The sequence below is a fragment of the Gammaproteobacteria bacterium genome (genome assembly GCA_041395725.1).
In the GTDB taxonomy this organism is placed as follows: domain Bacteria; phylum Pseudomonadota; class Gammaproteobacteria; order Pseudomonadales; family Pseudohongiellaceae; genus NORP240.
On record JAWKZW010000001.1, the window covers coordinates 4,571,946 to 4,598,516 of the forward strand.

The following is a 26,571-nucleotide window of genomic DNA, read 5'->3' on the forward strand; positions in this document are numbered from 1 at the left end:
CCTTACTGTTCCAAGAGGCTCCGAATTACGCGGATGTCTTCCCAGACGGACCGCTTCAAAGTGGGAACCTGAAGCATGGCACCGAGGCTGTGGGTGTAAATCACCCGCGTATCACCTCCAGCCAATAGCGTGTCAACCCCGGCCTGGGCAAACAGCGCTTTAGATTGATTCCCGAACACCACGATCACCGCAAAGGCGGCTGATTCGAGCCGCTTGCGCAGAAAACCCTGCAGCGCCTGAAAGGCCTCTGGGGCCCGGGCGATCGAGGCATCATCTTCAAGCCCCAGGGGCCAGTTGAATCTATCCGGCTTCCGGGTCTGTTCTGACTCTACATCCAGGGCATGCAGTATTGCCTGCAGGAGTCTCGATGTTCCGTTTACTATACGTTCGTTTCCCATGAACGGGATTTCACTGATCAACGCCAATTTTTCCGTGGCCGGATAGAACTGCATACTGAATCGCAGTTGCTGTGCCTCGGCATCCGCCGGCGGGTCAATCGATGCCGTTGGCTCAGGGGTTACAGATGAACTGGATCGGGAACCGGTGCCGGCTTGAGGTGGTACCGCCGGGGCAACCGAAACTCCCATTGCGTCCAGCGCCGAGGCCGCCGGCCCGGCAGCAGTCGAGGCGCGGACAGACAGGGCAGCCTTCCCGGCGGATGCCACCCGCTCCGGATCGGAAATTACCGCGTCATTATCAGCGTCTGCCAACGCCGCCTGACTATGACGCTCATAACAATCGATTCCCATTGCGCGTAAGTAGGCCAGGCGGCGGAGTTCGTTCATAGAGTGAATAGTGCTTGAATCGTCGGATACTGCAGGCCTTTCACTATACGCCTTTAGGGTGACCGCAACAACCGGGCCGGACCGGCTGTTGTGATTCTCCGACATTCATGTTTGAATCCGGCTTCGTCGTTACCGAAGCAGAACAAAGCACCATGAAAGCGATTGTTTGTCATTCCTATGGCCCCCCTGAAAACCTGGCACTGGAAGAGGTGGCGGATCCCATCCCCGGAGAAAATCAGGCGGTTGTCGAGGTGTTTGCCGCATCGCTCAATTTCCCCGACACGCTGCAGATTCAGGGCAAGTACCAGTTCCAACCCCCCATGCCTTTTATACCGGGCTCCGAAGTCGGTGGTGTTGTCAATTCTATTGGCCCGGGCCTGAAAGATTTCCAGCCTGGCGACCGGGTCATGGCCACGCCCTCCATTGGCGGCCTGGCCGAGAAAGTGACCGTCGATAGGGCCGGCCTGCGGAAAATACCTGACAACATGGATTTCAAAACGGCGGCCAGTTTTGCCATGGTCTACACCACCTCTTACCACGCTCTGAAGCAACGGGCCCGACTGCAGCCCGGAGAAACTCTCCTGGTGCTGGGTGCCAGCGGCGGTGTGGGCCTCACGGCGGTGGAGCTTGGTAAGCTGATGGGCGCCCGGGTAATCGCCGCAGCCAGCTCAGACGAGAAGCTGGATTTTGTCAGGCGCTTCAAACCTGACCATACTATTAACTACGCAGACGGCGAGTTGAAAGAGAAAGTCAAGGAATTGACCGACGGGCGTGGCGCCGACGTCATTTACGATCCCGTCGGCGGTGATCTGTTTGATCAGTGTACCCGCTGCATCAACTGGAACGGCCGCTTGCTGGTCGTTGGTTTTACCAGCGGTAGAATTCCCGAGTACAAGGCCAACCTGGCACTTTTGAAAGGAGCCTCCATGGTCGGAGTCTTCCTGGGCCGGTTCCGCAAGGAGGAGCCAGAGGCCTACGAGCAGAATTTTCAGGAACTGCTGGACCTGTTCGCCGCCGGCAGGATCCAGCCGGTTGTCACACAGGCCTTTCCGATGCAGGAATTCGTGTCTGCCTTCAATGTTTTCTCAGAACGCAAGGTGATGGGCAAGGTAGTGCTAGAAATCAGGGCCGAGAGTTAAGGCGCTGTCGATGCTGAGTCGCGAGGAGATGAAACGGGATCTGGAGCGCCTGCGGGAAATAGTTCTGGCCCTCAAGGCGCCCGGTCGCCCCCTAGCCACCCACAAGGAAATCATCGACGGTATCGAGCTCGATGTATTTTCCAATACACCGCAGACCCTCGACGAAATTTACCGGCTGGGCTTAGAGATTGCCGAGCGGGATTTTCTCGTCTATCAGGATGAGCGTTTCAGCTTTGGCGAAACCTACCGGTTGGCTCAGCAGCTCGCGCGAGTGATGATAGGCCGCTATGACATAGCCAAAGGGGACCGGGTTGCCCTCTGCTCCCGCAATAATCCCGAGTGGTGTCTGGCCTACCTGGCTACCACCATGATCGGAGCTATCGTGGTTCCCATGAACTCCTGGTGGACTGGCGCCGAAATGGAGTATGGCCTGGAGGACAGTGGCGCCAGGCTGTTGTTTGCCGACCAGGAACGCATCGATCGTATTGAGCCCTACCTGAACCCGCTGAACCTGCAGGTGGTCGCCATCAAACCGGAGCGGAACCAGCCCTACCCAGAATTTCACCAGCTGCTGGCCGGGCCGGCCTTTGCGGACATCGACCTCGCGCAGCACCGGGCCACGGCTGACGACGACGCCTCGATCATGTACACCTCCGGTTCTACCGGGCACCCCAAGGGCGTGCTTTCTACCCACCGCAACATCACCCACGCCCTGTATACCTGGCTGTTCGTCAAAGAAGCGAACGAAATTCTGCGCCCGGAACTGGCGGAGACGGACCCGACAGCCGAGCCGGCCATTTTATGCAACGTCCCCCTGTTTCATGTGACCGGCAGTCACGCCCAGTTCCTGAACTGCTTTGTCACCCGGCGCAAGTTCGTCATGATGTACAAATGGGATCCGGAAGTCGCCCTGCAGCTGATAGAAAAAGAACGCATTTCGGTTTTTCACGGCGTACCGACCATGACCTGGGAGTTGATGCAGTCGCCTGCTTTCGACCGGACCGATCTTAGCTGCCTGCGCAGCGTCCAGAGCGGTGGCGCCGCCCGCCCCCCGGAACATCTGGCACTGATGCTGAAAAGGTTTCCTGCCAAGGCCGTCCCCGGACTTGGCTACGGCCTGACGGAAACCAATGCCATTGGCGGCATCATCACCGGCAAGTTCTACGAGGCTAATCCCCGCAGTACCGGGCGACCGACTCCACCGGTAACCCAGGTTAGAATAGTCGACGAGCTGGGCAACACGCTCGACGCCGGCCAGGCAGGCGAAATCTGTATCAAAGGCCCCACTGTCATGCGTGGTTACTGGAACAAACCCCAGGACACCCGGGAGGTGATCAGGGATGGCTGGTTCCATTCCGGCGATATCGGCATACTCGATGATCTGGGGTTCCTGATCATCATGGACCGGGCCAAGGACATCGTTATCCGCGGCGGCGAAAACATAGGCTGCGCGGAAGTGGAGTACGCCATCGTGGAACATCCTGCCGTTAACGAGGTATCCGTGTACGGTATCCCCGATAACCGCCTGGGAGAAGTTCCCTGCGCCACGGTCATGTTGAAGCCAGGAGAATCCCTCTCAAGCGAGGATCTCAATACTTTTCTGGCCCGGAAACTGGCCCGCTTCAAGATCCCGGCTCATTTCTTTTTCCAGTATGAACAGCTGCCGCGGATCGCCAGTGGCAAAATCGCCAAGAAGCAGCTGCGCGAAATCGCGGAAGCAAAGCTCGCCAGTGACTGAATGCTGGCATATTTTAGCCTGCCGACTATTGCCTTTTACTCCATTTCCCCCTATATAGTCCTCGGAGCAAAGTGGTGCCCGGCAACGCCGAACCCGAGGTCAAACCGGGCGGTACTTCACGAAACTGGCAATTTTTTGTTGAAGATAATTTGCCCAGGCTCCGATAATGGTATTGAAGGTTTTGTTTTCAACCAATCCTGCTGGATCCTTCTCGGGCCAGAGGTTGATAGAGGGTTGTTCAGATGGCAGATTTGAGCGAAACCAGGGACGACGATTGGGACGACAGCGAGGAAGTCGCTGAGCAGTTCGAAGGTATTGACGCCGACAACGTGATGCAATTCAGCGATTTCGTCGAGGCGGACGTCAAAAAAGTGCAAAAACATCGCCTCACCGAGTTGCGTCGACGTGCCGAAGAGCGACAGGACTGGAAGAGAATCAGTCACGAGTTTGACTGGGAATTAGACCAGGACGACGTTCTCGAGGAAGCCTGAATACAGAATTACCTGGCCGCGCGGCCATCGTGCCAGGCCAGGTAATGCTGACTGCCTGTTTCGGCTGATCGGAAGGGTTTAATTCGCCCTGTGGCTGAATAATTCCCCTCAACAGGCTTATACCCCGGCCTTCAGACCAGGCGGATCGCCAGTTGGTCTATTCCCTCTACGGTTGCCACCACCCTGTCCCCCACCTGCAGAGGCCCCACGCCGGCTGGCGTGCCGGTGAAGATCAGATCACCCTCGCGCAACGTGAAGTAAGTGGAAAGTTCGGCAATTATTTCCGCGACACCCCAGGTCATGTCTGCAATATTACCCTGTTGCCGTATTTCACCATTTACCGTCAGACTGATCTCCGCACGGTCCAGAATCCCGGTCCGGGCGACACGATGAATAGCCGAAAGCGGCGCTGAATTATCAAAGCCCTTGGCAACATCCCAGGGGCGGCCCGCTTTCTTGGCGTCATCCTGCAGGTCTCGGCGGGTTAGATCAATACCGACCCCATAGCCCAGGATCAGGTCCGCGGCATCATCGACTGCAACATTTCTGCCACCCTTGCCAAGAGCCACCACCAGTTCCACCTCATAGTGAAGCTTGCCGGTATGCCCGGGAAACGGAATCTCCTCCCTGCCGTGAACCACTGCGTCCGCAGGCTTGCTGAAAAAGCAGGGCGGCTCGCGGCTGGGATCCCCCCCCATTTCCCGCGCATGGTCTACATAGTTCTTACCTACACAATAGACCCGGTGAACTGCCAGGGCGCTATCGCTGTCGGCTATCGGAACGCTGGGTATCAGTGGCGGAAACAGATAATTCATAGTCTTGCCCTTGTCAGTTTTTAATAGCCGGCATCCCTTAGCTGAGAAAAACCCGCGTCAGCATCCCAGCCGGTCGCCTAACCCGCTCAAAGGCCATTCCGTTGCTGCGGGAAACAGTGCAAGCCCAGCCGCCTCAGCCACTGTATCGAGCTCAGTGTGCTGCGCGCAGAAGCTGGCATGTATCGGTAAATCCTGATCGAAAAGAAACGCGGCCACCGCTCCGGCCTGATTGGCGACCACCTTGAAAAAGGCCGTGGGCGTGCTGCTGCTCCCGGCCTCAGGCAAAGTACCATCGAACTGATAAACCGGCCCGGCGATCACGAACAGCTCACCGTCGCTGCGCACCAGGGCATTGACAGCCTGATCCAGCCGGGACCAGGCGCCCAGGCGCAGATCACTCCTCATCAACGACATGACAGAAACCAGATTGAGATCGTTCCAGTAACCAGTTCCGGCAAAGCTGGTCATGGGTACCAGGCGGCCCTGATCGCCCGCCTGCACGGTAAACTCGGTTATCCGGTATACACTCTCCGGCTGATTGCCCAGCACGGGTTGCTGCAACGTGTCAGTGGCAGCGCCGGTCCCCAGCTCTTCAACCCGCACACTGTTCTGTGCCAGTTGGTCATTATTCCATCGCCGTGGCAGCAGCGAGGCGACCCCGATACTTTGCGGCAGAATTCGATAGGAAACCCAGTCCGCCATCCTGGTCTGCTGGTTGATAGAGACAGCGTAAAGATGTCGAACCACAATCTCATTGCTGGCAGCCGTGCCCGTTGGGCACCCTTGCAGACAGTGGGCGATAGTCAGATTTTCCATTGCCACGGGCGCTCCTCCGGAGACTAGGAGCAGGCTGAGCAGCACCGTAAGCGAAATCTGTTGCATAACTGAATCCTTCACAGAGAAAAACCGCGACCAACTTTAATACAGGGCATCCGAGCAGACAATCAGAAATCAAAGAATAGCATCTCAAGATTAAGCAGCAACCTGGGCTGCGGCCGCCAGCTTTCAACTCTTGATACCAGAATCTGGGGAGTGAACTCCAGCAGCAGCCAGTCCTCGTAAATGGCCCGGCGATAAATCAGCTGCGCGAAATAGTCGTTTACCCGGACATTGGGTTTATTGGTACCAAGAATTCCAAGCTGATAACCCAGAGTTTCCTGGTCTCCGAGAGTCCTGAAAAGTGCGACAGTCTGAATCAGGTCGGTGCGATTGCGGGAATCCTGAAAATTCCCCTCCGAGGCTATCCGGATAAACCGGTCCGCCTCCAGGCGGCGAATAAAAGACAGCTCTGTCTCGTACCCCCAGCCACGACTGTCGTAGTACCAGATTTTCTGATCGAGACCGGCCTGCCACTTCTCGTTCAAGGGAAGCGCATAGCGGGCCCTGAAGCGGTAGTAGGGATCCACCGGCGCCAATGAACGGATACCCACGTCATGGCTCAGATTCCAGCCGGAATCGGTATCATTCTGATAACGCAAGGCCCCGACTGTGTCACCGGAATTTGCTCCGTCCAGCACATTTTCTTCCAGCGAATTCAATTCCTGGACGTCGGAGTCAAAGACCAGCTTCCAGCGCTCCGATACGGCGGGTAGATCGAGTCGTCCGCCAATCTTGACTTTGGAGTTATAGTGATCAAAGGTGCCGTAGAGTTGATTGAAACGGATACTCAGATAAGTCTCATTAAGCTGTTGGCCAACGCCTTCCCCCGCCAGCCATTCATCGAGACTACGACCAAGCTGCGTCACCTGACGTGACACCTGCGCCCTTCGCTCCAACAGCCAGTCCCAGGGGGCAAGACTATCATCCACGACGGTCGTATTTTCAGCCGCACTGGCCAACCGGGACGCTCCGAGCACCACCCAGGCAGCCCCGATGAACCCGGCACAGAAACGCCGAACAACTGCCTTACTCTGCCTGAAGCTCATTCTGTTTATTACGCCTGAAACGCACAGAGGCGGAGCCAGGCTTTCACGCCGGCAAACCGCCCCTGAAAATGGAACGAATAGTCTAGAGACAGACCACGCTCAGCCCATTGGATACAGGTACTGGCTGTGCACTTCGTCACAGGCACGCATGATATCGTCGCTGAGCGTGACATCAAGCGCCGCCAGTGATTCATCCAGTTGCGCGGCGGTTCGCGCTCCGATGATGGTCGACGCCACGAAATCAAAATTCATGCTCCAGGCGGTAGCCAGCGTGACTGGTGACATTCCCGCCTCTTTTGCAATGGCCATGTAGCGCTCGGTGGAAGCGAGAGTACCCTCATTCACGAACCGCTCACCCATGGCCCGCTGGCGCGGATCTTCCAGCTTGAAATAGGCACTGAAACGGGCATCCTCCGGAAACAGGCCACCATTGTATTTGCCGCTCAGCACACCGCCGCCAATTGGCGAATACGGCAACAAGGATACGTTCTCGCGACGACAGACGGCAGCCAGCTCATCCATGAAGCGGCGATTCAGCAGTGAAAAATTATTCTGAATTGATTGAAAGCGGGCGAACCCCTCGTAATCGGCAATGGTATTGGACTTGGTCAGCCCGTACGCCGTTTCATTGGACGTGCCTATGTAACGAACTTTGCCAGACTGGACCAGGCGGTCCAGCGCCTCCATGGACTCCTCCATGGGAACAATCGGATCCGGCCAATGGACCTGATACAGATCGATGTAGTCAATGTCCATGCGCCGTAAGCTGCCTTCGACCGCGGTTTCGATGTGGTGACGATCGATGGCTGTCATGCCGTTGCGGATTGGCGGCACAAACCAGCCCGCCGCCGCGCCGGCCACTTTGGTGGCAACGATGACCGAATCCCTCGGCTTGGTCTTCAGCCATTCACCAAAAATCTCTTCGGTGCGGCCGACGGTCTCCGCGCGGGGTGGTACCGGATAGACCTCGGCGGTATCGAAGAAATTAATACCGCGATCATAACTTTTCTCGCATATCCTGAACGATTCCGCCTTGTCACTCCAGGACCCGAAACTCATGGTGCCCATACAGATGGGGCTGACCCGTAAACCACTCTTGCCAATATAACGGTGCTTCATACTGCTTCCTTCCTGAATTGTTTTCTCTTCGGTGCCTCTGAAAATCACTTTATGTGTGATCCCGGCGGCTTTTCTGAATGTAACGTCGGCATTACTTTAGCCCTGGCCCTGACATCAGGCACTGCAATCATTGCCCAGGTAACCGGTGCCACCACAATAGGAGGGCTCCTGCAGCTGCACATGGATGCCGTCAGGGTCGCTGAAATACAGCTCCGGCGTGCCGCCTTCGGCGCCTCCACGATTCGGCATGCGCAGGCTGACCCAGTGCATCAGCGGCTGCGTGTCAGCCGGGTTCGAGCGCGCCCGCAGCCCATAATCGTCCAGCAGTGCCCGGACCGCATCCACATCAAAATCATCCATACCCATGCAGACATGATCGATCCGACCCGGTTGCTGCGGCGCTCCTTCGTTGCGTCCGCCGACATACATCAGAAACTGAAGACCGTCACCGACCCCGATAACCGGTGAGGTGGGACCCTGGTAGGCCTGGAACTCCAGCCCGAACAGGCGGCGGTGAAAGTCGTTGGAACGATCGCTGTTGTGCACATAGTTGGTGAAATGGCTGAGTTCACGCAGTCTGATTAATCCCGGCTGAGGGCTGGCCTGCAAAGGCCCGCAACGATTTCCATCAGGACCGCTCCCCCCGCAATAGGACTGCCCGTTCAACTGGTAGTAAATACCATCCCGGTCGGCGAAAAACAGTTCTGTCGTGCCGCCAGGCGCCCCGCCCATTTCCGGCCCCCGTACCCGCCGCCAGCTGGTGCCTGCCGCTCGCAGGCTGGGACCCCCCGGAGGAGGCACAGCTCCCCGGGCAACGCCGTTGCCGGCCAGCAGGGCTTCGGTGCGTTCCAGGTTGAAATCAGCAACTGACAGGCCAACGTGGGTGATGCCCGGACTTTCCCCAGCCTGCAGCGGGCTGATGGTATAGAAATACGGCCCATCCCCCATCTGCAGAACAATCGTTTCCCCCTGCCGCGCCAGCACTGGCGAGCCGAACAGGCCCTGATAAAACGCCAGCGAGCGCCGCACATCGCGCACCCGCAAGCCGAAATTATGCAGTTTAACGAGGGGGATCGGCGCGGGAGCCCGTTGCGCCAACAGCCCCGGAGACAGTGCCAGAGCCGGCATCGCCTTCAGCAACGCCCTGCGGGTAACACCGGGAATACTTTTCTTGGGCGGTAGTGGTTTCGTCATTGATTTTTACCCTGTTGATTGTTATTCGATTGGCAATAGCACGCGTTAACGCTTTGCTGGCTTTTGATTTGCCGGATTTCTTACTCCGTTGTGCTGTTTTTCGCTGACTGCGGAGTCAGGCCGGCTCCGAAATAGATTAATCAGAGGTTCCTAAGGTAATGGTTCAACTTCGCCCCCTTCTGCCAGCCACTGCTCCAGCCCCCCGCTCATGTGAGCAACGCCTTCACAGCCCATAGCCAGCAGCGACTCCGCCGCGAGCGCAGAGCGCCAGCCCTTGTTACAGTACAGTATGACTTCTGTGGCAGAAGCGAAGACGGGTTTGTAATAAGGACTGTCCGGATCCACCCAGAATTCAAGCATCCCCCGCGGCACGTGCACGGCGCCTGGAATGCGGCCCTCCCGTTTCAGTTCCCGGATATCCCGCAAATCCACCAGCAACACCCCGTCCAGGCCGCGTCGACGCGTCACCTCCGCCGGGGTCAGCGCCCTGATCTTCTGTTCGGCCCGGGCAACCAGGTCAAGATAGCCGGTTTTAGGTTTCATCGCTTGGCCAGTTGTAATTGACAGTCAGTTGCCCTGCAGCATAAAACGGCCGCCGGTTGATTTCAATGCGCTCGCAGATCGCGGCAGCCCTCAGGGTCTGATGTAACCCACGTCCCCCTGAATACTGATCTCAGTGCCATAAGGAGCCGAGAGTTGCTGCAGCCTTGCCAGAATGCGCCTGGCGGTTGTCGCATCCGCCTGCCTGGGCACGCCCCGATGCGCCATGCGAGGACTGTCATAACCAAGCTCTACCGGGTACAACCGGACTTCCGAGACGCGCCCCTCATGATACTCGCTCACCGCAACCACGCTCTCGTATTTGGCCGGGAAGGGACAACCGGCACATTCATCCCTGGTCGGATCACCGCGACCGGCCAGGCCTCCGATATCCCGTTGCCGGATAAACTCGCCCAGGCCGTAAAAAATCGGCTTGCCCCGGTAAATCTCGATGCCACGCAATACATGCACGCCAGTGCCCTGAAACAGATCCGCGCCATTGTCGATAGTCGCGCGGGCGAATTCCTCCAGGTAGTTGGCCACGCTGGGATTGGTGTCCAGATGATCCGCCTCGGGGATACCCTCGCCACGGTAGCCGCCTTTTGCGTCACGAAAATGATGGGAATGCAGTGCCACAGCAATAAAATCTGAGCGCATCTTGCCTTCCCGGACCGAAGCCAGAATATCGGTCAGGTCCTGCTGGTCGAGCTCAAACTGGTAATAGGCTTCCCTGACACCGGCTGGTGCCTTGCGAAACTGGTTTCCCAGCAGAGTGATCTGCTGGTCGCTATTGGCGCCGCGGGCATAAAAACCGGTGCCATTGGGAAAGTGATCACGAATCCGTTGCACCGCATCCCAGTCGCTGGCCGGAATCATCAGATAACGCTGTACATCCAGGTTGCTGAGCCCTCCCCGCCCTGGCCATTCGCCAAGGCCGGTTCTGGCCGCGAAACTGGTCCCGGCGGTGGTGGCAACCATCCCCACCCTGCCCCGGGAAGTGGTGACAAAGCGGGCCGCCCGTGCCGACCAGTAATTCCCGCCATAGCCACTGTGCTGCAGTCCCGCCCGATCCAGGTGGCGGCTGGTTTCCGCCAGTCCTTCCGGCCCGTAATCATTGGCGTGGTTATTGGGACGTGCCATCAGATCAAAACCCATAGCCTTGAGAAACTCAGCCGATTCCGGCTCCGCCCCATGCCGCCCGCCCCCGTTGCTGCCAACAAAGGTACGGGGATCGATGATCTGGGTTTCAAGGTTGCCGGTGGCCACATCGGCTTCGCTGAGCAGCCCGATCACCCGGGCAAAGTCCGCTTCATCGGCCAGGTGCTCCAGAGAATGGGCAATGATGATGTCGCCCACTGCCGCCAGGGTAAAACCGTCATCCACGGTACTGCTCAGCTCAACCGGCAAAGGCTGGGCATGGACATTGACCACTCCGACACCTGCCAGCGTCAGAGCAGATAAAAGATTACACAGGGTTGTTTTCATTATGACCTCCTGGCCCGGAAGCTGATTGCCGGGGTTGTGGAAACTGTTTTTTTGATGATCTTGTAAGGAGCCTCTTATTTATTATCACAATGCTCTGGCAATTTTTCTGAAGCATTCATTGACCTCCACTTGCCAATTGACCCTGGCGCCGGCACTGAAACGGCCGCTTTTTCTGTTACCCCCTACAACGCCGAGCCCGGCCCGGCTGTGGGGAGAGCATTCTGTCTACGGGCGTAGCCGGCCAGCCCCAGACCTGCAACCAGCAGGATCACACTGAGGCCAATCAGGGTCCAGTGTCCCACATTCAGCATGCCTCCCGCCGGGGCGGCCAGAATCATGCCGGACAGTCCGACGAGCAGGCGGGACAGCAGAGAAACAGCGTTTCTACCCAGATCACCAAATCCGATCAGATAACCCTGCAGGGCGCCGGACACCAGCGCCACACCGATTACCGCGGTGATCAATACGATCAGGATCTCGCTCGCCTGTCCCTGTAACAGGAGGGCTGGATTGAAAACAAAGAAAAACGGAATGAAATAAATTATTGCCCCCAGGCGCATGGCTTCGAAGCCGGCCCGCATGGCCGAGACCCTGGCGACTGAAGCCGCCGCAAAGGCTGCCAGAGCCACTGGCGGGGTTATAAAACTGAGCATTCCCCAATACATGATGAACATGTGGGTTGCCAGAGGATCCAGGCCGGCGTTGATCAGAGCTGGAGCCAGCACGATAGCCAGAAAAATATAGGCAGCGGTCACTGTCATACCGATGCCGAGCAAGAAGCTGGTCAGCGCCCCCATGATCAGGAGGATCAACACATTGTCCCCGGCCAGATACACCAGGTCATTGGCCAGCGTGCCTGCCATACCGGTTACCGCCAGCGCACCGATGATGAGACCGATGGCCGCCAGGATACCGGCCAGCTCGGCCATCAGCTTGCCGGTTGCCGCAATCATCAGCAGAAATTTCTCCAGCGACAGCCGATGGGCAGTGAAATGATTAATAACCAGCAACAGAGCAGTGGCATAGAATGGTGCCGTGGCTTCCCGCTGCATATAAACCAGCAGCCAGACCAGAGTGACGAATACGGCAATAAAATACCAGCCCTCCCGGAACACATCCTTCAGCCTGGGCAATTCCTCTTTAGGCAGCCCGGCCAGCTTGTTGCGGGCCGCATAGGCATCGATCTGCATGAACAGGCCAAAGAAATAAAGTACCGACGGCACAATGGCGGCCACGGCAACAGTGATATAGCTGACATTGAGGAAGCTCGCCATCACAAATGCCGTGGCACCCATGATTGGTGGCATTAACACGCCACCGGTGGAGGCACAGGCTTCCACTCCCGCCGCGTACTGACGGCTGAAACCGATACGCTGCATGGCCGGTATCGACAGTGGGCCGGTGGTCAGAACATTGGTTACCGGGCCGCCACTCATGGAACCCATCAGGCCACTGGAGAAGATCGCCACCTTCGCGGGCCCGCCCCGCATATGTCCCAGCAATGCGAAGGCGAAGTGAATAAAGAACGGACCGCCCCCGGTAAACTGTAGAGCCACCCCGAACAACAGAAACCCGAATACCAGCTGGGCAAATGCCTGCATGGGAATTCCGAACAGACTTTCCTCACCGAGAATATGAAAAATAGCCACATCCTGAATCGGCATTCCAATACCGGCCACCACGTCCGGCATACGATCGGAATACATAGGATAAAACGACAACAGGGCGACGATGATGAAGATCGGCCAACCCCCGGCTCGACGCCCTGCTTCCAGAACGATCACCCAGGTTATCAACGCCAGCCCGATGCCGGTCGGTGGCGCCGCATACTCCCAGGCTTCCAGCACGATGCGCTCGGCGTAGAAAGCGTAATAGCCGAAGATCGCCGCTATCACGGCGATGATGCCGATGTCGTACCAGGGAACATGATTGAGGTTTTTCTTGGTCGCTGGGAAAGTGATGAACACCATCGCCAGCATAGTGCCGGTCACCAGGTACATGTAGCGACTGTCCAGCATGACGTAACCGACCAGAAAGCCCAGGTTGAAAATCTGGTTGACCGCCAGCAGAGTGGCAACACCGGTGAGCACTGCCATGGTAATACGCCAGGTTCGATTCAGTTCCCGGTAGCGCCCGATATCGATCGCATCATTCTCGTCGTGGGTCTGAGAAGGATCTTCAGCAAAACTTTCGTGGGTCATAGGGTCAGTTCTTCCGCCAGTTCTTGGGAGCCTCTGATCAAGTACCACAACGCTCTTCGGGAGTCTGTCGGGCGCTGCTGCAAGGCGTCGTCCGCAGGTAAGGGTCACTCCCTAGCCAGCGAACTCGTCTGAAGGCCAGGGCATTTTGGTACTTGATCAGAGGCTCCCTTGGTGTTATTCCCGCCAGCCCCGGTCACTCTGCTGCCGTCATTACCCGACGGGCTGGTTATTACTGGGTATCTGCCAGGGTAATCAGATTTTCCGCTTCCAGAGCACGGGTCCTGAAGTCCAGCCAGGCCTGTTCGAACTCGCCAAACCTTTCCGGCGCCGAGGGCAGAAAATTTTTCCAGGCCCGCGCCAGCACTTCCTGGCGATAGAGATTTTCCTGCTGCTTGGCCTCCGCCTCGGGCGTCCACACACCGATCTCCCGGAAATAGCGGATAGCCCCCGCATGATAGGGTATGAAAGCCTGTTCCAGCTTCTGTCTGTCCATTGCCCAGCCATTGGCGCCAGGGGCATTATTTTTGTAATCGTCAAAATGACGGTGCATGATTTTGACCAGGCTGTAAACCAGAGGCTCATCGGCATCCACCATACCCACCAGCAAAGGGTAGGCCGACGTGAACACCTCAAGGCCCTCCGGCGGCAATGTAGGCCCCTCGGTGGCAAGATGGGGCACATACCAGGGCAATCGGGAACGCACCCTGGCGATCGCCTCGGCGTCGTCGTGAGGAAACGCCACGAAACTGAGCCCCCTGGGGGAAGCTTCGATACGCAGGAAGGGGGGCGAATTACAGGCACCGCCCACCACATCGGCCCGGTTGTTCAAAACAGCGTCGATGGAGGCGTTATACCCCCCGACCTCTACGGGTGTGACATCGTCCCAGGTGAGGTTGGCGTAGGAGAGCAATGCTGCCGTCGCATTGTTGAGGGATGGCGCTCCCTGCACGAATGTGACCCGCTTACCGGCCACATCCGCCGGAGACCGGATGTCAGCATCTGCTGCTGTGGCAAAGTTGAAGGAACAACTGTCGGAGAAATTGGACAGCAGCGCCCGGATTGGCTGTGGCCCCCAGATTTTCGCTGCAAAGTTGAGAATGCCTTCCTGAGCGTAAACCGCCTCAGACCCGCCGGCTGAAAAATTAACCCGCCCGGCGCGCAGCGTGGCAAGTCTGGATACATCATTGCGGCCCGGTACAACACGCAGATTGACCCGGTACTGGCGCTGCATGATATTTCCCAGCGCGACCGCCTGACTGTAACCACCTGTGCCGGTGGGATAGGCTGACCAGGCTATGGTGCGTGGCAGCAACAGGCCCTCAGCTGCCGCGTCGATCGCGGGCGGTGGTGGTTCCCCGCAGGCCGCCAGCCCGGCCAGACAAAGCGCCACGACTAATCTCTTCACCTGTTTCTCCCCGCTGTCCCGGGTGCTTTTTATTCCAGGGTGTTGTTCTGCTAGGAAGCCTCTGATCAATTACCAAAACGCCCGACAGGCCCCGCCCGGAAGGACTTCAGATAAGACCGCCGGCTTCGTTGCACTGCCCTGACAGACCGACGCCTGCCGGCGGCAATGCGTGTTGCCAGCGGAACCGTCTGAAGGCCAGAGCATCGTAGTAATTAATCAGAGGCTCCATAAATTTGTTACCGGTTATCGTTACCGGTTATCAGGCACGTAACCCGGGCAAGAGTCTTTAATCAGGGTCCTGTTACGGCCCTGTTATGACCCTGGGACAAGCATAGCGCAGCCCCTATGACAAAGCCACTGGCCGAAACCCTCCCAAAATACCGGCCAGGGCACCGGAACAACACCGGCAAATGCGTGTCTGGTCGCAGAAAGAGCACCTTCCGTCAATGAGTCGCTTATAGCAGTTGACTTCCGGCCCTTAGCCCCTATACTGGTCCCAGCTTGAAAGTAAGCGTTATATTTATGTAAGACCATTTCGAAGTTCCTTCCAGTAATACCTCGTCCTGAAATTCATAAGTAGTAATAGCAACATTTCCAGCACCGCTGTTCAGTTGCCGGCCGGTCCGATGGCGGACATTACTTTAACTTGTGAATACACAGGAAATTACCATGTCAGATACATTAACAGGAACCGTTAAGTGGTTTAACGAATCGAAAGGTTTTGGTTTTATCGAGCAAGAATCAGGCCCCGACCTGTTTGCTCATTTCAGCGCCATCGCCGGTTCAGGATTCAAGACCCTCTACGAAGGCCAGCGCGTGCAGTTTACTGTCGCCCAGGGCCAGAAAGGTCCACAGGCCGCCAACATAGCTGCGCTCTAGCATCGACTGTTGATTCCGAACCCGTAACCGGGTGAAGGAATAACCTGAGGGTCAATCACCTGACTGACCCGTTTGTCGTCAGCGGTGCCTTCTAGCCGGAAGCCCCGCTGACTTCATTATCTGCTGGCCACATCAATCAGCGGCGCACTGCCCTACTTGGAGTGGTCCAGACTGCAGGCAGGGCCCATTTTATTCAGCCTCGAGACGGGATTACTGGTCACGCTTTTTCTGCGTGGCTCTCTGGTACCTGGATTGCTGTTTCATACTTTCCAGAACAATGAAGAAACCTTTGAAATTGTGCTTGCCGGCCTGGCGAACACAGACTGGGAACTGGTGTCCACACTGGGACTGCTTATGATCGGGATACTACTTGCCGCCCGCGTGCAACGCCGCAACTATTCAGTGGAGTATATTGCGCAGCTGGTCCCGGGTAGACCTTGAGGTGTCCTCCATGTCGCGTATGTAACGACAGGTCCTTTGCGGAATATTACTACCTACTCTGATTTCATCACGGCAGACAATGCGTTCTTCCGGCGCTACCTGAGCGTTATACTGCTCGACCTCCGCGTCGCTGGGCAAACGACGCAGCGGCTGCTGCTCCCCATTTTCGGGCAGGACAGACGAGCACCCTGTTGCCAGGAGCAGGACTGGCACCGCCAGGGCCTTCAGACTCCTCAGCCTATTGAGAATCTTTAGAATCTTAAAATTTTTCCTCGATCTACCGACTGGAGCGCGAGCCAAGCTATTGGCCCGATAGCGGCTTGAGATCCCTGTCCGTGCCACGTTTGTCACCTGCATGCCAGTCCCCATTTTTTCGCCACTGATCAGTCTGGCGCCAGGGTGTAATCCAACAGCACCGGATCGTGTGCCACCAGCTCGCCGGCCTTCAGGCGGGGCCGGAAGCTCAGCAGCGGGATTTCCAGACTGGCTCGCGCGGCAGCCTGTTCGTGTTCCCGGGCAACATCAATAAATTCCATGCCCGCTATGCCGTAGCCGAACTGAGCAGAATCGCTGTCAGCCTGCACCTCAAATTCCAGCAGAGCGCGAACCTGATGAGGGGAGGACGAGAGCGATTGCTGAAAATCCACCGGCAACTGCGCGCCAGGATAAACTCGCGACCACGCCGAAATAGAAACCACCTCACCCTCTTCTCCCGCCTCTGGGAATTGCCACTCCTGCAACAACTGCTGCTCAGGTAAAACCTGCAGGCGCGCAAAATAAGCGTCCACTGCTGATTCAGCCACACCGGCCTCAAGCAGCTGGGCATAGGCTTCACGGTACAGCTGAAGCGCTGTCGTGGAATTTCCGTACAGGAACTCCCAGTCGGCCAGGTGGATCTTCAGCAAGGCAGCGCTTGTGTTCATCGAGTTGGAATCGGCGGCGTAAATAGCCTGAATGCGTCGCAGATTATCGCGACCGATCCGGTAACTGCGCCGGACGGTCTCGCTGCGGGAGGACATCCAGCCGTTGGCGATTTTTTTCTCCTCAGTCTTGAAATCGAAACTGGTCATGCCACGCCGTTCAATGGACACTGTCTGGTAAAAATGGGTCAGTGCGATCTGGTAAAGAATCGGTGCGAGGCGCTTGTCATTTCGACCAAACTGGCGTTCTAGAATGCTGACCGCCCGCCAGTCAAGGTACTTCCCCTGAATGAGATACCAGGCGCTTGGTGTGCCCTCGACAACAGCTGCGGCTGCCCGATGCCAGCGGCTCAGGCGCTGTAACCCTGCCGCCAGCCGTTCCGGATGCTCGGCATAGAGCCGCCGATTGAGCCAATCAATATATTCCAGTCGCTGGCCGAACTCTGTCCAATTCTGCTGCACCAGCTGGGCTTCCAGCATGGCATCGAGAACGCCGAGCTGGGAAGGATTGTGTAAACCGTAACTGGCCCGGTTGACCTGCAATGCCTGATCAAGCAGACGTTCAGCTTCCTGGAACCGGCTCTCACTCAGAGCCAGACGCGCCTCCTCCAGCAGGCTCTCCTCTCTGCCTGCCTGGTAATAATCATTCCAGTTGGGTTCCGTTTCGGAGCCATCCTGAACCGTCAGGGTAAGACGGCTCTGGGTCTGGTTCCGGATCCGGGCCTGGGGCTGGGCCTGCAGTTGTGACTGTTCCAGCAGCAGAGCGGGCGCAGAAGGCTGTGCCAGGCTCGGCAATGGCCAGCCAATTACGATCATCAAGGTCGGCAAAAGCCACTTCTCAGCCAGCAGCAAAGATTTCATTTCTCCCATGACATTTTCACGACACTTTGTTTCGCCATCAAGAATGATAGAAAATAGGATCCGCCTCAAACAATGATTATTTCAGCCACCAGAGATTGTTACATGTCACTTCCGACCGACGATAGCCGCCTTACGCCAGTTTCATCTTTTTTCACGACTTTCGGATTCAGGCTCCCCAGGCCAGGGCAGAACCGGGCCTCAGTTTCTGCCCCCGGACTCCTGGCCGGTCTTTTTGCCCTGCTTCCGTTGCTTTTCCCTGCGGCACTGATTTTCGCCAGCGCTTCTGCCATGGCAGCCGGGAATACGGCACTGGAGTCCTGCTGGATAGAACAGCTCAGACAGGCTGACAACAATCTGCTGACCGTGCTGGCCGTAAAACAGCGCTGCCAGTCAGAACAGCCTGTGGAGGCTATGGCAGCGCCTTCCGCCCCGGTCGCCGCTCCAACCGCGGGTGTGCCGGCTTTCGAACGCGGCCGGTTCAATGATTTTTTTGAGCCCTACAAAGAAACCTACCTGCTGACCGGAGCCATGCATAATGAGGATGGCAGTGACCCGTTCAGCGGCAAGACAGCCGACATCAAGTTCAGGCTGGGAATGAAATTTCGCCTGTTTCCTGCCCTGCCGGCCTTTGAACCCCTGGCGCCCCTGTACTTCGGTTATTCCCAGGAATCCTGGTGGGATGTCGCCGAATCCTCAGCGCCGTTCCGGGAACACAATTACAACCCGGAAGTGTTCTGGGACTATTCCAAAACATCGAATCGCAACGGCCTTAACTTTGTCGGCAGGCTTATCGATCAGGTGGGCTACGAACATCAGTCCAATGGCGAAGATGGAGCCAGTTCCCGCAGCTGGGACCGCCTCTATATCCAAAGCCAGTTCCAGTTGAACGACCGCCTGCAGGTTGGCATCAAGGCCTGGGAGGAGTTTAATACCGGCGATCTGAACACCGACATCACTGATTACCTTGGCAATATAAGGCTTAATGCCGCTTTTCAGGCGAATGACCACCTGACTGTCAGGGCCAATGCCATTCAAGGCTGGGAAACCAGCAAAATCAGTTATCAGCTGGATCTGGTTTATCGTATCCCGGAATGGGTGAACAGCCAGTTCATGCTAAGCTACTACGAAGGTTACGGAGAGGCACTCATCAGCTATAACCAGAAAACCTCGAGTTTACGGGCCGGACTGTATTTCCCGATTTCGTTCGAGTAGGAAACTTCTGTTTCATGTAAGGGCTGATTGCTTGCTTTGTGTCAGCGCCGCCATAACGGCAGCGCCATCCAGTGAAGGATATCCTTATGAATTTCGGGCTTGTGCAAAACTTCCTCGCCAACATGATCAAGGGTCAGCGGCTACTGGGCACCGATGAGTATTCGACGCTGGAAGAGCTGCTGGAGAAACTCATGAGCAGCTCCGGCGAAATCTCCGCCATGGTCACGGCCCGGGAAATTCTGGACCGCTACAAGAAGCTGAATGACAAGGAGCAACTGAAATTCTTTCAGCTGCTGGAGAACGCTTTCAATGCCGAGCTTGATGAGGTCAGGCTGGCTTACCGGGAATACGAAGAGAACCCCGGCAGCCTGAACCTGCGTGATCTCAGCGATGCCTGCGAGCCCCGCCGTCGTGAAGTGCTGCGACGCCTCAACCAGACCGCCGGCGCCACCCATGACCTGGTGGCAATGCGGACCGACCTGATAACCCTGGTCAGGCAGCATCCGGAACTGGCTGCCGTCGACAGTGATTTTATCCACCTGTTTTCATCCTGGTTCGCGCGCAGCTTTCTGACTTTGCAGCGAATTGACTGGCAGACGCCAGCGGATATCCTGGAGCGCATTATTCGCTACGAGGCGGTGCACGAAATCCAGGACTGGGACGATCTGCGCCGCCGCATACAGCCTGAGAACCGCCGCTGTTTTGCTTTTTTTCACCCCGCGCTCATCGACGAACCGCTTATTTTTGTGGAAGTGGCGCTGAGCAATGAGATACCGGGTTCGATCAACGAGATTCTCAATCTGGACCCGGATGAAGAGCCTTCCGGAAATTACAACACGGCGACGTTCTACAGCATCAGCAATTGCCAGCCCGGGCTGAAGAACATTTCCTTCGGCAATTTTCTGATCAAGCAGGTAGTCCAGGAACTGCAAAGTGAGGTGCCGTCGATCAGGAATTTTGTCACCCTTTCACCGATCCCGGGATTCAACCGCTGGCTGGAAACAGAGAACCCGATCATTCCTGAACACCTGTCGCCGCTGGTCGAAAAGGTCAAAAGGCTGCCCAACACGGTGGGTAACGCCGAACCTGCGGCTGACCTGCTCAAACCCCTTTGCGCCGAGTACCTGTTAAACATTAAGCGCGGTATCCTGCCCCTCGACCCGGTGGCACGCTTTCATCTCGGTAACGGCGCGCTTGTGCACAACATCCTGGTTGCTGCAGATACCAGTGAGAAAGGCCTGCAGCAGAGTCGAGGACTCATGGTGAACTACCTTTACGACCTGCGGCACATTGAGCGGAACCACGAACAGTTCATGACGGACGGAAAAATAGACAGCAGCTCGGAAATTCAGAAACTGCTGCAGAAGAAAAAACCGGCCAGCAAGAAAAACTGAGGCACCCCATCAGGCAACCCCGCGCTCGGGAGCTTCCCGGGCCCGATACGGGCAGGAGCCCGGGGACCATGGCGGGAAACGTCCTGCCCGGTATGCCTGCTGCAGACCTTATTGCCTGCAGCGATCCGCAAGAACCATAAAACCAGTTGGGGTTGGCGGGCGTACTAGCAGATCACAACCAACGCATAGCCACCCAGAATAAAAACAATAAGCGTCCCGGAGAGCCCCGATGAAGAACAGCCAAGCCGTCCTGGCGATAATCCTCTGCGTAGCCATCGGTTGCCTGATTGCCCTGGCCGGCAGTCAGGGCAGCCTGCCATTCACCGACACCATCCCCCTGTTTGCAGCCTGCGGTGCCGTGGGCTTCCTGTTCCACTGGCTGGTCTTTCTGCCCTCTTACTGGGCTCAGACCGAACACTATTTCGACCTGACCGGTGCTGTGTCATTTATCGCCGCCACGTCCCTCGCCTGGCTGCTGAACCCTGTACCGGATACCCGCACCCTGCTCCTCAGCCTGCTGATCATAGTCTGGGCATTGCGGTTGGGCAGTTTCCTGTTTGTGCGCGTCAAGCGCGCCGGCCAGGACCGCCGCTTCAGCGAACTGAAGACCCGCTTCTGGCGCTTTGGCTTCACCTGGACCATGGGCGGACTGTGGGTGTTTCTGACCATGGCAGCCCCCCTGGCGGCCATTACCGCCGCCACCAAGGTCCCGCTGGGGCCGGTGGCCTACAGTGGACTGATACTCTGGGCAGCAGGCTTCGGAGTTGAAGTGATAGCCGACCGGCAGAAGACCGCCTTCCGAAATAATCCGGACAATGCTGACCGCTTCATCCGCGAGGGACTCTGGGCCTGGTCCCGGCACCCCAACTATTTTGGCGAAATTCTGTTGTGGATAGGCCTGGCAATTGTTGCCTTTCCAGTTCTGCAGGGCTGGCAGCTGGTGACACTGATTTCGCCGGTGTTCGTCGTGCTGCTGCTGACCCGCGTCAGCGGCGTACCGTTACTGGAACGCAAGGCCGACGAAAAATGGGGCGACGACCCCGACTATCAGGCCTATAAGCAGAACACGCCGGTGCTGATCCCGAAGCCGCCGCGCTAGCGGCAGGCCCGGTGGCTCCCTCAGACCGGGTGCGAGCGGCGTATTGCACTACCGGGAAAATGGGGAAAGCAACAGAAAAAAGCTGAGACTTTTTATCATAAAAAACCTTTAACTCTCTGTTTTTATTAACATACACCTTTTTCTCCACACGGATCCAGGCTGACCTGCCTTGCCGCCCTGGCACAATAGCCAGTATTAACTACTGTGCGGCATCCCTTACCGGACTTCTCCAAGTCGGCACGCTGTCAGAAGGAGGACTGATTCGCTGGCATCTGAAACGAAATCAAGACAGAATTCCGGTCCTGCCGTTGTCAATGATTCCTTCGCCATCGGCTGCATCACAGCGCACCAGGAAGACAAGCCGAGCGATGTGCCAAGCGGGGAGAATGACCGGCGACTGCCCAGGGTTGAGAAAGCTTCTGATGAACTGCCGCCGTGCAACAGAGGCTCCCTGGAGAGTAGAATCAACGACTAGGTTAGCGCATCGCTACTGATAAACAATCGACCACTGGTGAATTTCGAAAAAAAATAGCACTGATACCCTGGAGAGTTTCATGATTGACAAACTACGAGCCCTTATTCCCACCTTGCGCGCGCTGCTGTTGACGCTGCTTTTGCTACCCCTGTCCAGCCCCCTCTATGGGGATGACAGCTGGCCCATGCACGAGAACGGTCCCGCCGCAGCCGGCTTTTCCCAGTCCGCCATCGCCGAGCTGGATTCGGTCATGGCAAAACTGGTCGCCGATCAGGACGTGGCCGGTATTGTCTGGCTGCTGGCCAAAGACGGAAACATCGCCACCTTCAAGTCCGCCGGCATGGCCTCTATCGAAGACAACCGGCCCATGACCCGGGACAGCCTGTTTCGAATTTACTCCATGACCAAGCCCGTTGCCGGCGTGGCGCTCATGATGCTGTGGGAACAGGGTCTGTGGGACTTTGATGACCCGGTCAGTAAATTCATACCCGAGTTCGCCAACCTGCAGGTCATGACCCATTATGACAATGACGGCAACATGATCCTGGAGCCCATGAAGCGCCAGCCCACCATGCGGGAACTGGTCAGTCACTCGGCCGGCTTCGGCTACGGGCTCAGCGGCAATGACCCGGTCAATCAGCGCTTCCGGGATCTGGAAGTACTCAACTCCGCCGACCTGGACGAACTGGTAGCCAAAGTGGCCACCATCCCCCTGCTTTATCAGCCCGGCGAGCAGTGGGTATACTCTATCGCCGTGGACCTGCAGGGCTATATCGTGGAGAAGCTGTCAGGTCAGAAATTCGGCGACTTTCTTGAGCAGCGTATCTTCCAGCCACTGGGAATGAGTGACACCCGCTTCTTTGTCAAACCGGAAGACCGCAACCGCTTCGCCGACGTGTACCGCTGGGACACCGAGCACGGTCGACTGGCGCGCAACCAGCCACGGACCGACCGCCCCAGTTACCACGACCCCGACCGTCTTGAGTCCGGTGGCGGCGGCCTGGTCTCATCAACCCATGACTATGCCCGCTTTCTGCAGATGCTCGTCAATGGCGGTGAACTGGATGGCAATCGGATTCTGTCGCCGGAGGCAATCGACATCATGCGCACCAACCGGCTCCGGGATGAGCTGAACATCTACCAGACCGAGACCAGCCCGGGCCTCGCTGGCCGGACTTTCGGCTTCGACTTCGCCATTATCGAAGACCCGGCCGCAGCCAACACGCCCCAGAGTGCCGGGAGCTATTACTGGTCCGGCGCGGCCGGCACCTGGTTCTATATCGATCCGGTGGAAGACCTGTTCTGGATTGGTATGATCCAGAGCCAGAATGGCAGGCGCCCGGGGGCAGCCGACATGCGCGGCATCGCCAATGACATCATTTACGCTGATCTGGCTGACTGAATCACCCCGGCCCCGCTCAGGCATTAGAAAGGCATAGCATGGCTCTGAGTGGGGCCGACTGACTGCAGACAGTGAGGTAGCGATGGCGATTCTTCTGGTTTCTCTTGCGGCACTGGGCGCCGCCTCGCTGACCTTTTTTTCGGGCTTCGGCCTGGGCACGCTGCTGATGCCGGTGGTGGCGCTCTTTTTCCCACTTAACGTGGCTATCGCCATTACCGCCGTGGTGCACTTCGCCAACAATCTGTTCAAGCTGGCACTGGTGGGCAGAAACGCGCAGCGCCCGGTGCTGGTCAGCTTCGGATTGCCAGCCATCCTGTTTGCCCTGTTGGGAGCGCTCCTGCTGAACTGGCTGTCGGCGGTCCCAAGCCTGGCCAGCTACTCCCTGGGGGCACAGGAATTTATCATTTCACCGGTAAAACTGACCATCGGTTTATTGATCCTGTTGTTCCTGCTTCTGGAACTCACCCCACTGCTGGCAAACGTGACCATCAAACCTGCCTACCTGCCCTTTGGCGGCATGATCAGCGGTTTCTTCGGGGGCCTGTCCGGCCACCAGGGGGCTTTTCGCAGTATGTTTCTGATCAAGGCCGGCCTGGACAAGAGCCAGTTTATCGCCACCGGTGTGACACTGGCCGTTATGGTCGACACGACCCGGCTGCTGGTCTATGGCGCCGGCATGGCAGACCAGAATCTGCGTGGCGAGTGGCCACTGATTCTTAGTGCCTGCGGTGCCGCCTTTGCCGGGAGTTTTCTGGGCAATCGACTGCTGACAAAGCTGACTTACCGGTCAGTGCAAGTGGTGGTTACAGCGTTACTGGCCGTGGTGGCAATCGGGCTTATTAGCGGATTGATCTAGATACGCTCTGATCAACTGCCGCCAGGTTCTGGCCTGCAGTCGAACACGCCGGCAATGCGCCTTGCCGCCGTGTTTGATTGGCAAGGTTCAATCCGCCCCGGATTCAGGCAGGGCGTAGACGATAACACTGCCGTCGCGACGCGGCTCGATCCCGGTCGGGAAAAACCCGGACGCCTCGCCGGAATTGATGGCGATGTACTGGCGACCCTCTACTTCGTAGGAAACAATGCCGCCGCCAATAGGTGCTCCGGTCCAGATGGCTTTGAGAATTTCGCCGCTCGCGGCGTCCATCAGCAGCAGGTTGCCATCAAGGCCACCAGTGATGACCAGGTTACCGGCGGTGGTAGTGACCGCCGCCAGCATGGGCATGGGGGCATGGTATTTCCAGCGTACTTCGCCACTCTCCACATCGACTGCCGTCACCCAGCCGGACCATTCCGAATCCCGCTCCCAGGCACCTCCCATGTAGAGCTGGCCCGGCACGAACCGCACCTCATCGGTAGGCGCCGCGATAAAGGTGTCGCAGTAATCGATAGCCGGGGTGATAAGAATGTTCTCGCCGGGGTGGTAAGCCGGGCCGCTCCACAGCACCCCGCCATTCAGGCCGGGGCAGGCATGGACCCCCTCCGGCGTCACCGGCACATCCACGTTTTCCAGGGTCGTAACGGGCACTTCATAAAGCGCCTCGCGAGTCTGTTTGTCCAGAGTGCGCAGCACGCCATCCTTACCCACGGTGGCGACCAGGTCACGGGTCACGTTATTGAGACCCGCTTTCAGAACCGGACTGACCTGGGTCAGATCCCAGTCATGGTCGTCATTGGGCACGATGGATTTGTACCAGTTCAAGGCCCCGTCTCTGACGTTCAAAGCCACAATACTGTTGGTGTAAAGGTTCTCCCCCGGTCTCAGGTAGGCAGGAAAATCCGGTGCCGGGTTGGTCACTGCCACGTACAGCTCTTCCAGTTCAAGATCCATGCTCAATGGGGTCCAGACCGCGCCACCACCCAGGGGTATACCCTGGGGGTTGCCCCAGGTGGGGCCGCCCTGCAGTGTGGCACCTGGTACCGTCATGAACTTCCAGATCTGGTCGCCGTTGGCCAGGCTGAACGCTCCCACCCAGCCGGAGATGGCATTTTCACTGCCAGCCGGCCCGATCAGGATCATGTCTTCGAAGATCATCGGAGCCATCGTGAAGGTTTCGCCCAGCCAGGGGTCGGCCACCTGCCGCGCCCACAGCAGCTCGCCGTTGGCAGAATCGAGCGCAAACAGATAGCCGTCGTTGGTGCCGCGCACCACGTAGCCATCCTTGATGGCGACACCGCGGTTGTTGCCCCACACCATGCGGTCACGGGGCTGCCAGTCGTAGGCCCAGAGCTTTTCGCAGGTGGCGGCATTGATCGCCGCTGTGTGGGTGGTATTTGTGATGTACATGACCCCATCGTAGACGATGGGTCCGTTCTGCATGGCTGCCCGGCTGTTCATCTGGTAAGCGCAGACCTGGGCCACTTCGGTGGCATTGCCGGTATTGATCTGAGCCAGCCCCGAATAGCGGGTGCCCTGATAATTGTGGTTGTGATAAAGCCAGTCGCGCGGATTGCTCGCTGCCGCTTTCAGTTGGTCGAAACTGGGGCCACTGCCGGTGGGCTCGATACCGTTGAAGCCCTCGATGAAATTGGCCGAGATATCCAGCACTTCATCACCCCGGTCCAGCGGGATGACACTCAGGTAATTGTAATCAGCCTGCAGCTCCTCGGTGCCAACCAGCACATTGTTACGCCCCAGCACAAAGGAGAGAATATCCAGGTTCTGCGCGTCACCCAACCTGCCCGCCTGAGCAGGAGGCATGGTGGTGGCAATGCGGTTGTACAGCTCGCCCACGTTGGCATTGATCCGCGACCAGGTCTTGCGGAAAGTGGGGCCTAACAGAGTTGGCGCAACCCCCCCTTCCAGGTTGTCGCCATGACAGAGGGCACATTGCTCGGCATAGAGGAGCTCCCCGCGCTGGTATTGTTCTTCGGTGAAGGTACCGGTGGCCGGCGTGGTGTCCTCGGCAGCGCGCGACAGAGGGGTTGCTGACACGGCAACCAGGCCGACAAGCAGGGCCGGGATACAGCGGGAAAGGACTTGCGGGATGTTGAACATGGCAACGACTCCCCAATTTATTTTAGTTTTTACAGGAAGTTAGGAGCACTTCT

The 26,571-nt window shown here is 57.5% G+C and carries 23 protein-coding genes; 10 read left to right on the plus strand and 13 right to left on the minus strand.

Annotation, left to right across the window (positions count from 1 at the left end; all coding sequences use genetic code 11):
* Positions 1 to 2 precede the first annotated feature (2 nt).
* Entirely contained in the window at positions 3 to 785 is a 783-nt protein-coding gene (locus R3F50_20195; GenBank protein ID MEZ5492610.1) for a hypothetical protein, read from the minus strand.
* 152 nt (positions 786 to 937) lie between these two features.
* Here R3F50_20195 and R3F50_20200 point away from each other — a divergent pair, with 152 nt between their 5' ends.
* The 3 genes from R3F50_20200 (at position 938) to R3F50_20210 (ending at position 4,153) form a co-directional block, all read left to right on the plus strand.
* Positions 938 to 1,924 carry an NADPH:quinone oxidoreductase family protein gene (locus R3F50_20200; GenBank protein ID MEZ5492611.1) on the plus strand — a complete coding sequence of 329 codons (987 nt, stop codon included), beginning with the start codon at positions 938 to 940 and terminating at the stop codon, positions 1,922 to 1,924.
* Positions 1,925 to 1,934: 10 nt separating this feature from the next.
* Positions 1,935 to 3,662 carry a class I adenylate-forming enzyme family protein gene (locus tag R3F50_20205; protein ID MEZ5492612.1) on the plus strand — a complete coding sequence of 576 codons (1,728 nt, stop codon included), beginning with the start codon at positions 1,935 to 1,937 and terminating at the stop codon, positions 3,660 to 3,662.
* A gap of 242 nt (positions 3,663 to 3,904) precedes the next feature.
* Positions 3,905 to 4,153 carry a hypothetical protein gene (locus R3F50_20210; protein MEZ5492613.1) on the plus strand — a complete coding sequence of 83 codons (249 nt, stop codon included), beginning with the start codon at positions 3,905 to 3,907 and terminating at the stop codon, positions 4,151 to 4,153.
* Between the two features lie 131 nt (positions 4,154 to 4,284).
* Here R3F50_20210 and R3F50_20215 read toward each other — a convergent pair whose 3' ends face one another.
* From R3F50_20215 to R3F50_20260, 10 genes are all read right to left on the minus strand, one after another.
* The gene (locus R3F50_20215) at positions 4,285 to 4,968 is read right to left on the minus strand and encodes a fumarylacetoacetate hydrolase family protein (protein ID MEZ5492614.1); all 684 of its coding nucleotides are present in this window, start codon (positions 4,966 to 4,968) and stop codon (positions 4,285 to 4,287) included.
* Between the two features lie 57 nt (positions 4,969 to 5,025).
* Positions 5,026 to 5,850, minus strand: coding sequence for a DNA/RNA non-specific endonuclease (locus R3F50_20220; protein MEZ5492615.1), 825 nt, complete (start codon positions 5,848 to 5,850; stop codon positions 5,026 to 5,028).
* Between the two features lie 62 nt (positions 5,851 to 5,912).
* Positions 5,913 to 6,893, minus strand: a complete 981-nt coding sequence (locus R3F50_20225) for a hypothetical protein (protein MEZ5492616.1) — start codon at positions 6,891 to 6,893, stop codon at positions 5,913 to 5,915.
* A 99-nt stretch (positions 6,894 to 6,992) separates the two neighbouring features.
* Positions 6,993 to 8,012 (minus strand): aldo/keto reductase, encoded by a 1,020-nt coding sequence (locus tag R3F50_20230; GenBank protein ID MEZ5492617.1) that lies wholly within the window; start codon positions 8,010 to 8,012, stop codon positions 6,993 to 6,995.
* A gap of 114 nt (positions 8,013 to 8,126) precedes the next feature.
* Entirely contained in the window at positions 8,127 to 9,206 is a 1,080-nt protein-coding gene (locus R3F50_20235) for a VOC family protein (protein MEZ5492618.1), read from the minus strand.
* A 150-nt stretch (positions 9,207 to 9,356) separates the two neighbouring features.
* Positions 9,357 to 9,749 (minus strand): rhodanese-like domain-containing protein, encoded by a 393-nt coding sequence (locus tag R3F50_20240; protein MEZ5492619.1) that lies wholly within the window; start codon positions 9,747 to 9,749, stop codon positions 9,357 to 9,359.
* 90 nt (positions 9,750 to 9,839) lie between these two features.
* A complete protein-coding gene (locus R3F50_20245) occupies positions 9,840 to 11,231 on the minus strand; it encodes a CapA family protein (GenBank protein MEZ5492620.1) in 1,392 nt (463 codons plus the stop codon).
* A gap of 182 nt (positions 11,232 to 11,413) precedes the next feature.
* Positions 11,414 to 13,432 (minus strand): TRAP transporter fused permease subunit, encoded by a 2,019-nt coding sequence (locus R3F50_20250; protein MEZ5492621.1) that lies wholly within the window; start codon positions 13,430 to 13,432, stop codon positions 11,414 to 11,416.
* Between the two features lie 229 nt (positions 13,433 to 13,661).
* A complete protein-coding gene (locus R3F50_20255) occupies positions 13,662 to 14,837 on the minus strand; it encodes a TAXI family TRAP transporter solute-binding subunit (GenBank protein MEZ5492622.1) in 1,176 nt (391 codons plus the stop codon).
* A 106-nt stretch (positions 14,838 to 14,943) separates the two neighbouring features.
* Positions 14,944 to 15,066 (minus strand): hypothetical protein, encoded by a 123-nt coding sequence (locus R3F50_20260; GenBank protein MEZ5492623.1) that lies wholly within the window; start codon positions 15,064 to 15,066, stop codon positions 14,944 to 14,946.
* A 440-nt stretch (positions 15,067 to 15,506) separates the two neighbouring features.
* Between R3F50_20260 and R3F50_20265 the strand changes: the two genes are divergently transcribed.
* Together R3F50_20265 and R3F50_20270 are read left to right on the plus strand one after the other, a co-directional pair.
* Complete coding sequence (locus R3F50_20265) at positions 15,507 to 15,716, plus strand: cold-shock protein (GenBank protein ID MEZ5492624.1); 210 nt, start codon at positions 15,507 to 15,509, stop codon at positions 15,714 to 15,716.
* 156 nt (positions 15,717 to 15,872) lie between these two features.
* Positions 15,873 to 16,157: a hypothetical protein gene (locus R3F50_20270; GenBank protein ID MEZ5492625.1), complete on the plus strand. Its 285-nt coding sequence runs from the start codon at positions 15,873 to 15,875 to the stop codon at positions 16,155 to 16,157.
* A 383-nt stretch (positions 16,158 to 16,540) separates the two neighbouring features.
* Here R3F50_20270 and R3F50_20275 read toward each other — a convergent pair whose 3' ends face one another.
* Positions 16,541 to 17,947 (minus strand): hypothetical protein, encoded by a 1,407-nt coding sequence (locus R3F50_20275; GenBank protein ID MEZ5492626.1) that lies wholly within the window; start codon positions 17,945 to 17,947, stop codon positions 16,541 to 16,543.
* Positions 17,948 to 18,040: 93 nt separating this feature from the next.
* Between R3F50_20275 and R3F50_20280 the strand changes: the two genes are divergently transcribed.
* From R3F50_20280 to R3F50_20300, 5 genes are all read left to right on the plus strand, one after another.
* Positions 18,041 to 19,150, plus strand: a complete 1,110-nt coding sequence (locus tag R3F50_20280; protein ID MEZ5492627.1) for a phospholipase A — start codon at positions 18,041 to 18,043, stop codon at positions 19,148 to 19,150.
* A gap of 86 nt (positions 19,151 to 19,236) precedes the next feature.
* Entirely contained in the window at positions 19,237 to 20,544 is a 1,308-nt protein-coding gene (locus R3F50_20285; protein MEZ5492628.1) for a malonyl-CoA decarboxylase, read from the plus strand.
* A 229-nt stretch (positions 20,545 to 20,773) separates the two neighbouring features.
* Positions 20,774 to 21,643, plus strand: coding sequence for a DUF1295 domain-containing protein (locus R3F50_20290; protein ID MEZ5492629.1), 870 nt, complete (start codon positions 20,774 to 20,776; stop codon positions 21,641 to 21,643).
* Between the two features lie 554 nt (positions 21,644 to 22,197).
* Positions 22,198 to 23,520, plus strand: coding sequence for a serine hydrolase domain-containing protein (locus R3F50_20295; protein MEZ5492630.1), 1,323 nt, complete (start codon positions 22,198 to 22,200; stop codon positions 23,518 to 23,520).
* A gap of 82 nt (positions 23,521 to 23,602) precedes the next feature.
* Positions 23,603 to 24,376 carry a TSUP family transporter gene (locus tag R3F50_20300; GenBank protein ID MEZ5492631.1) on the plus strand — a complete coding sequence of 258 codons (774 nt, stop codon included), beginning with the start codon at positions 23,603 to 23,605 and terminating at the stop codon, positions 24,374 to 24,376.
* Positions 24,377 to 24,463: 87 nt separating this feature from the next.
* Here R3F50_20300 and R3F50_20305 read toward each other — a convergent pair whose 3' ends face one another.
* On the minus strand, positions 24,464 to 26,518 hold the full coding sequence (locus R3F50_20305; protein MEZ5492632.1) for a PQQ-binding-like beta-propeller repeat protein: 2,055 nt from the start codon (positions 26,516 to 26,518) through the stop codon (positions 24,464 to 24,466).
* Between the last annotated feature and the right edge of the window lie 53 nt (positions 26,519 to 26,571).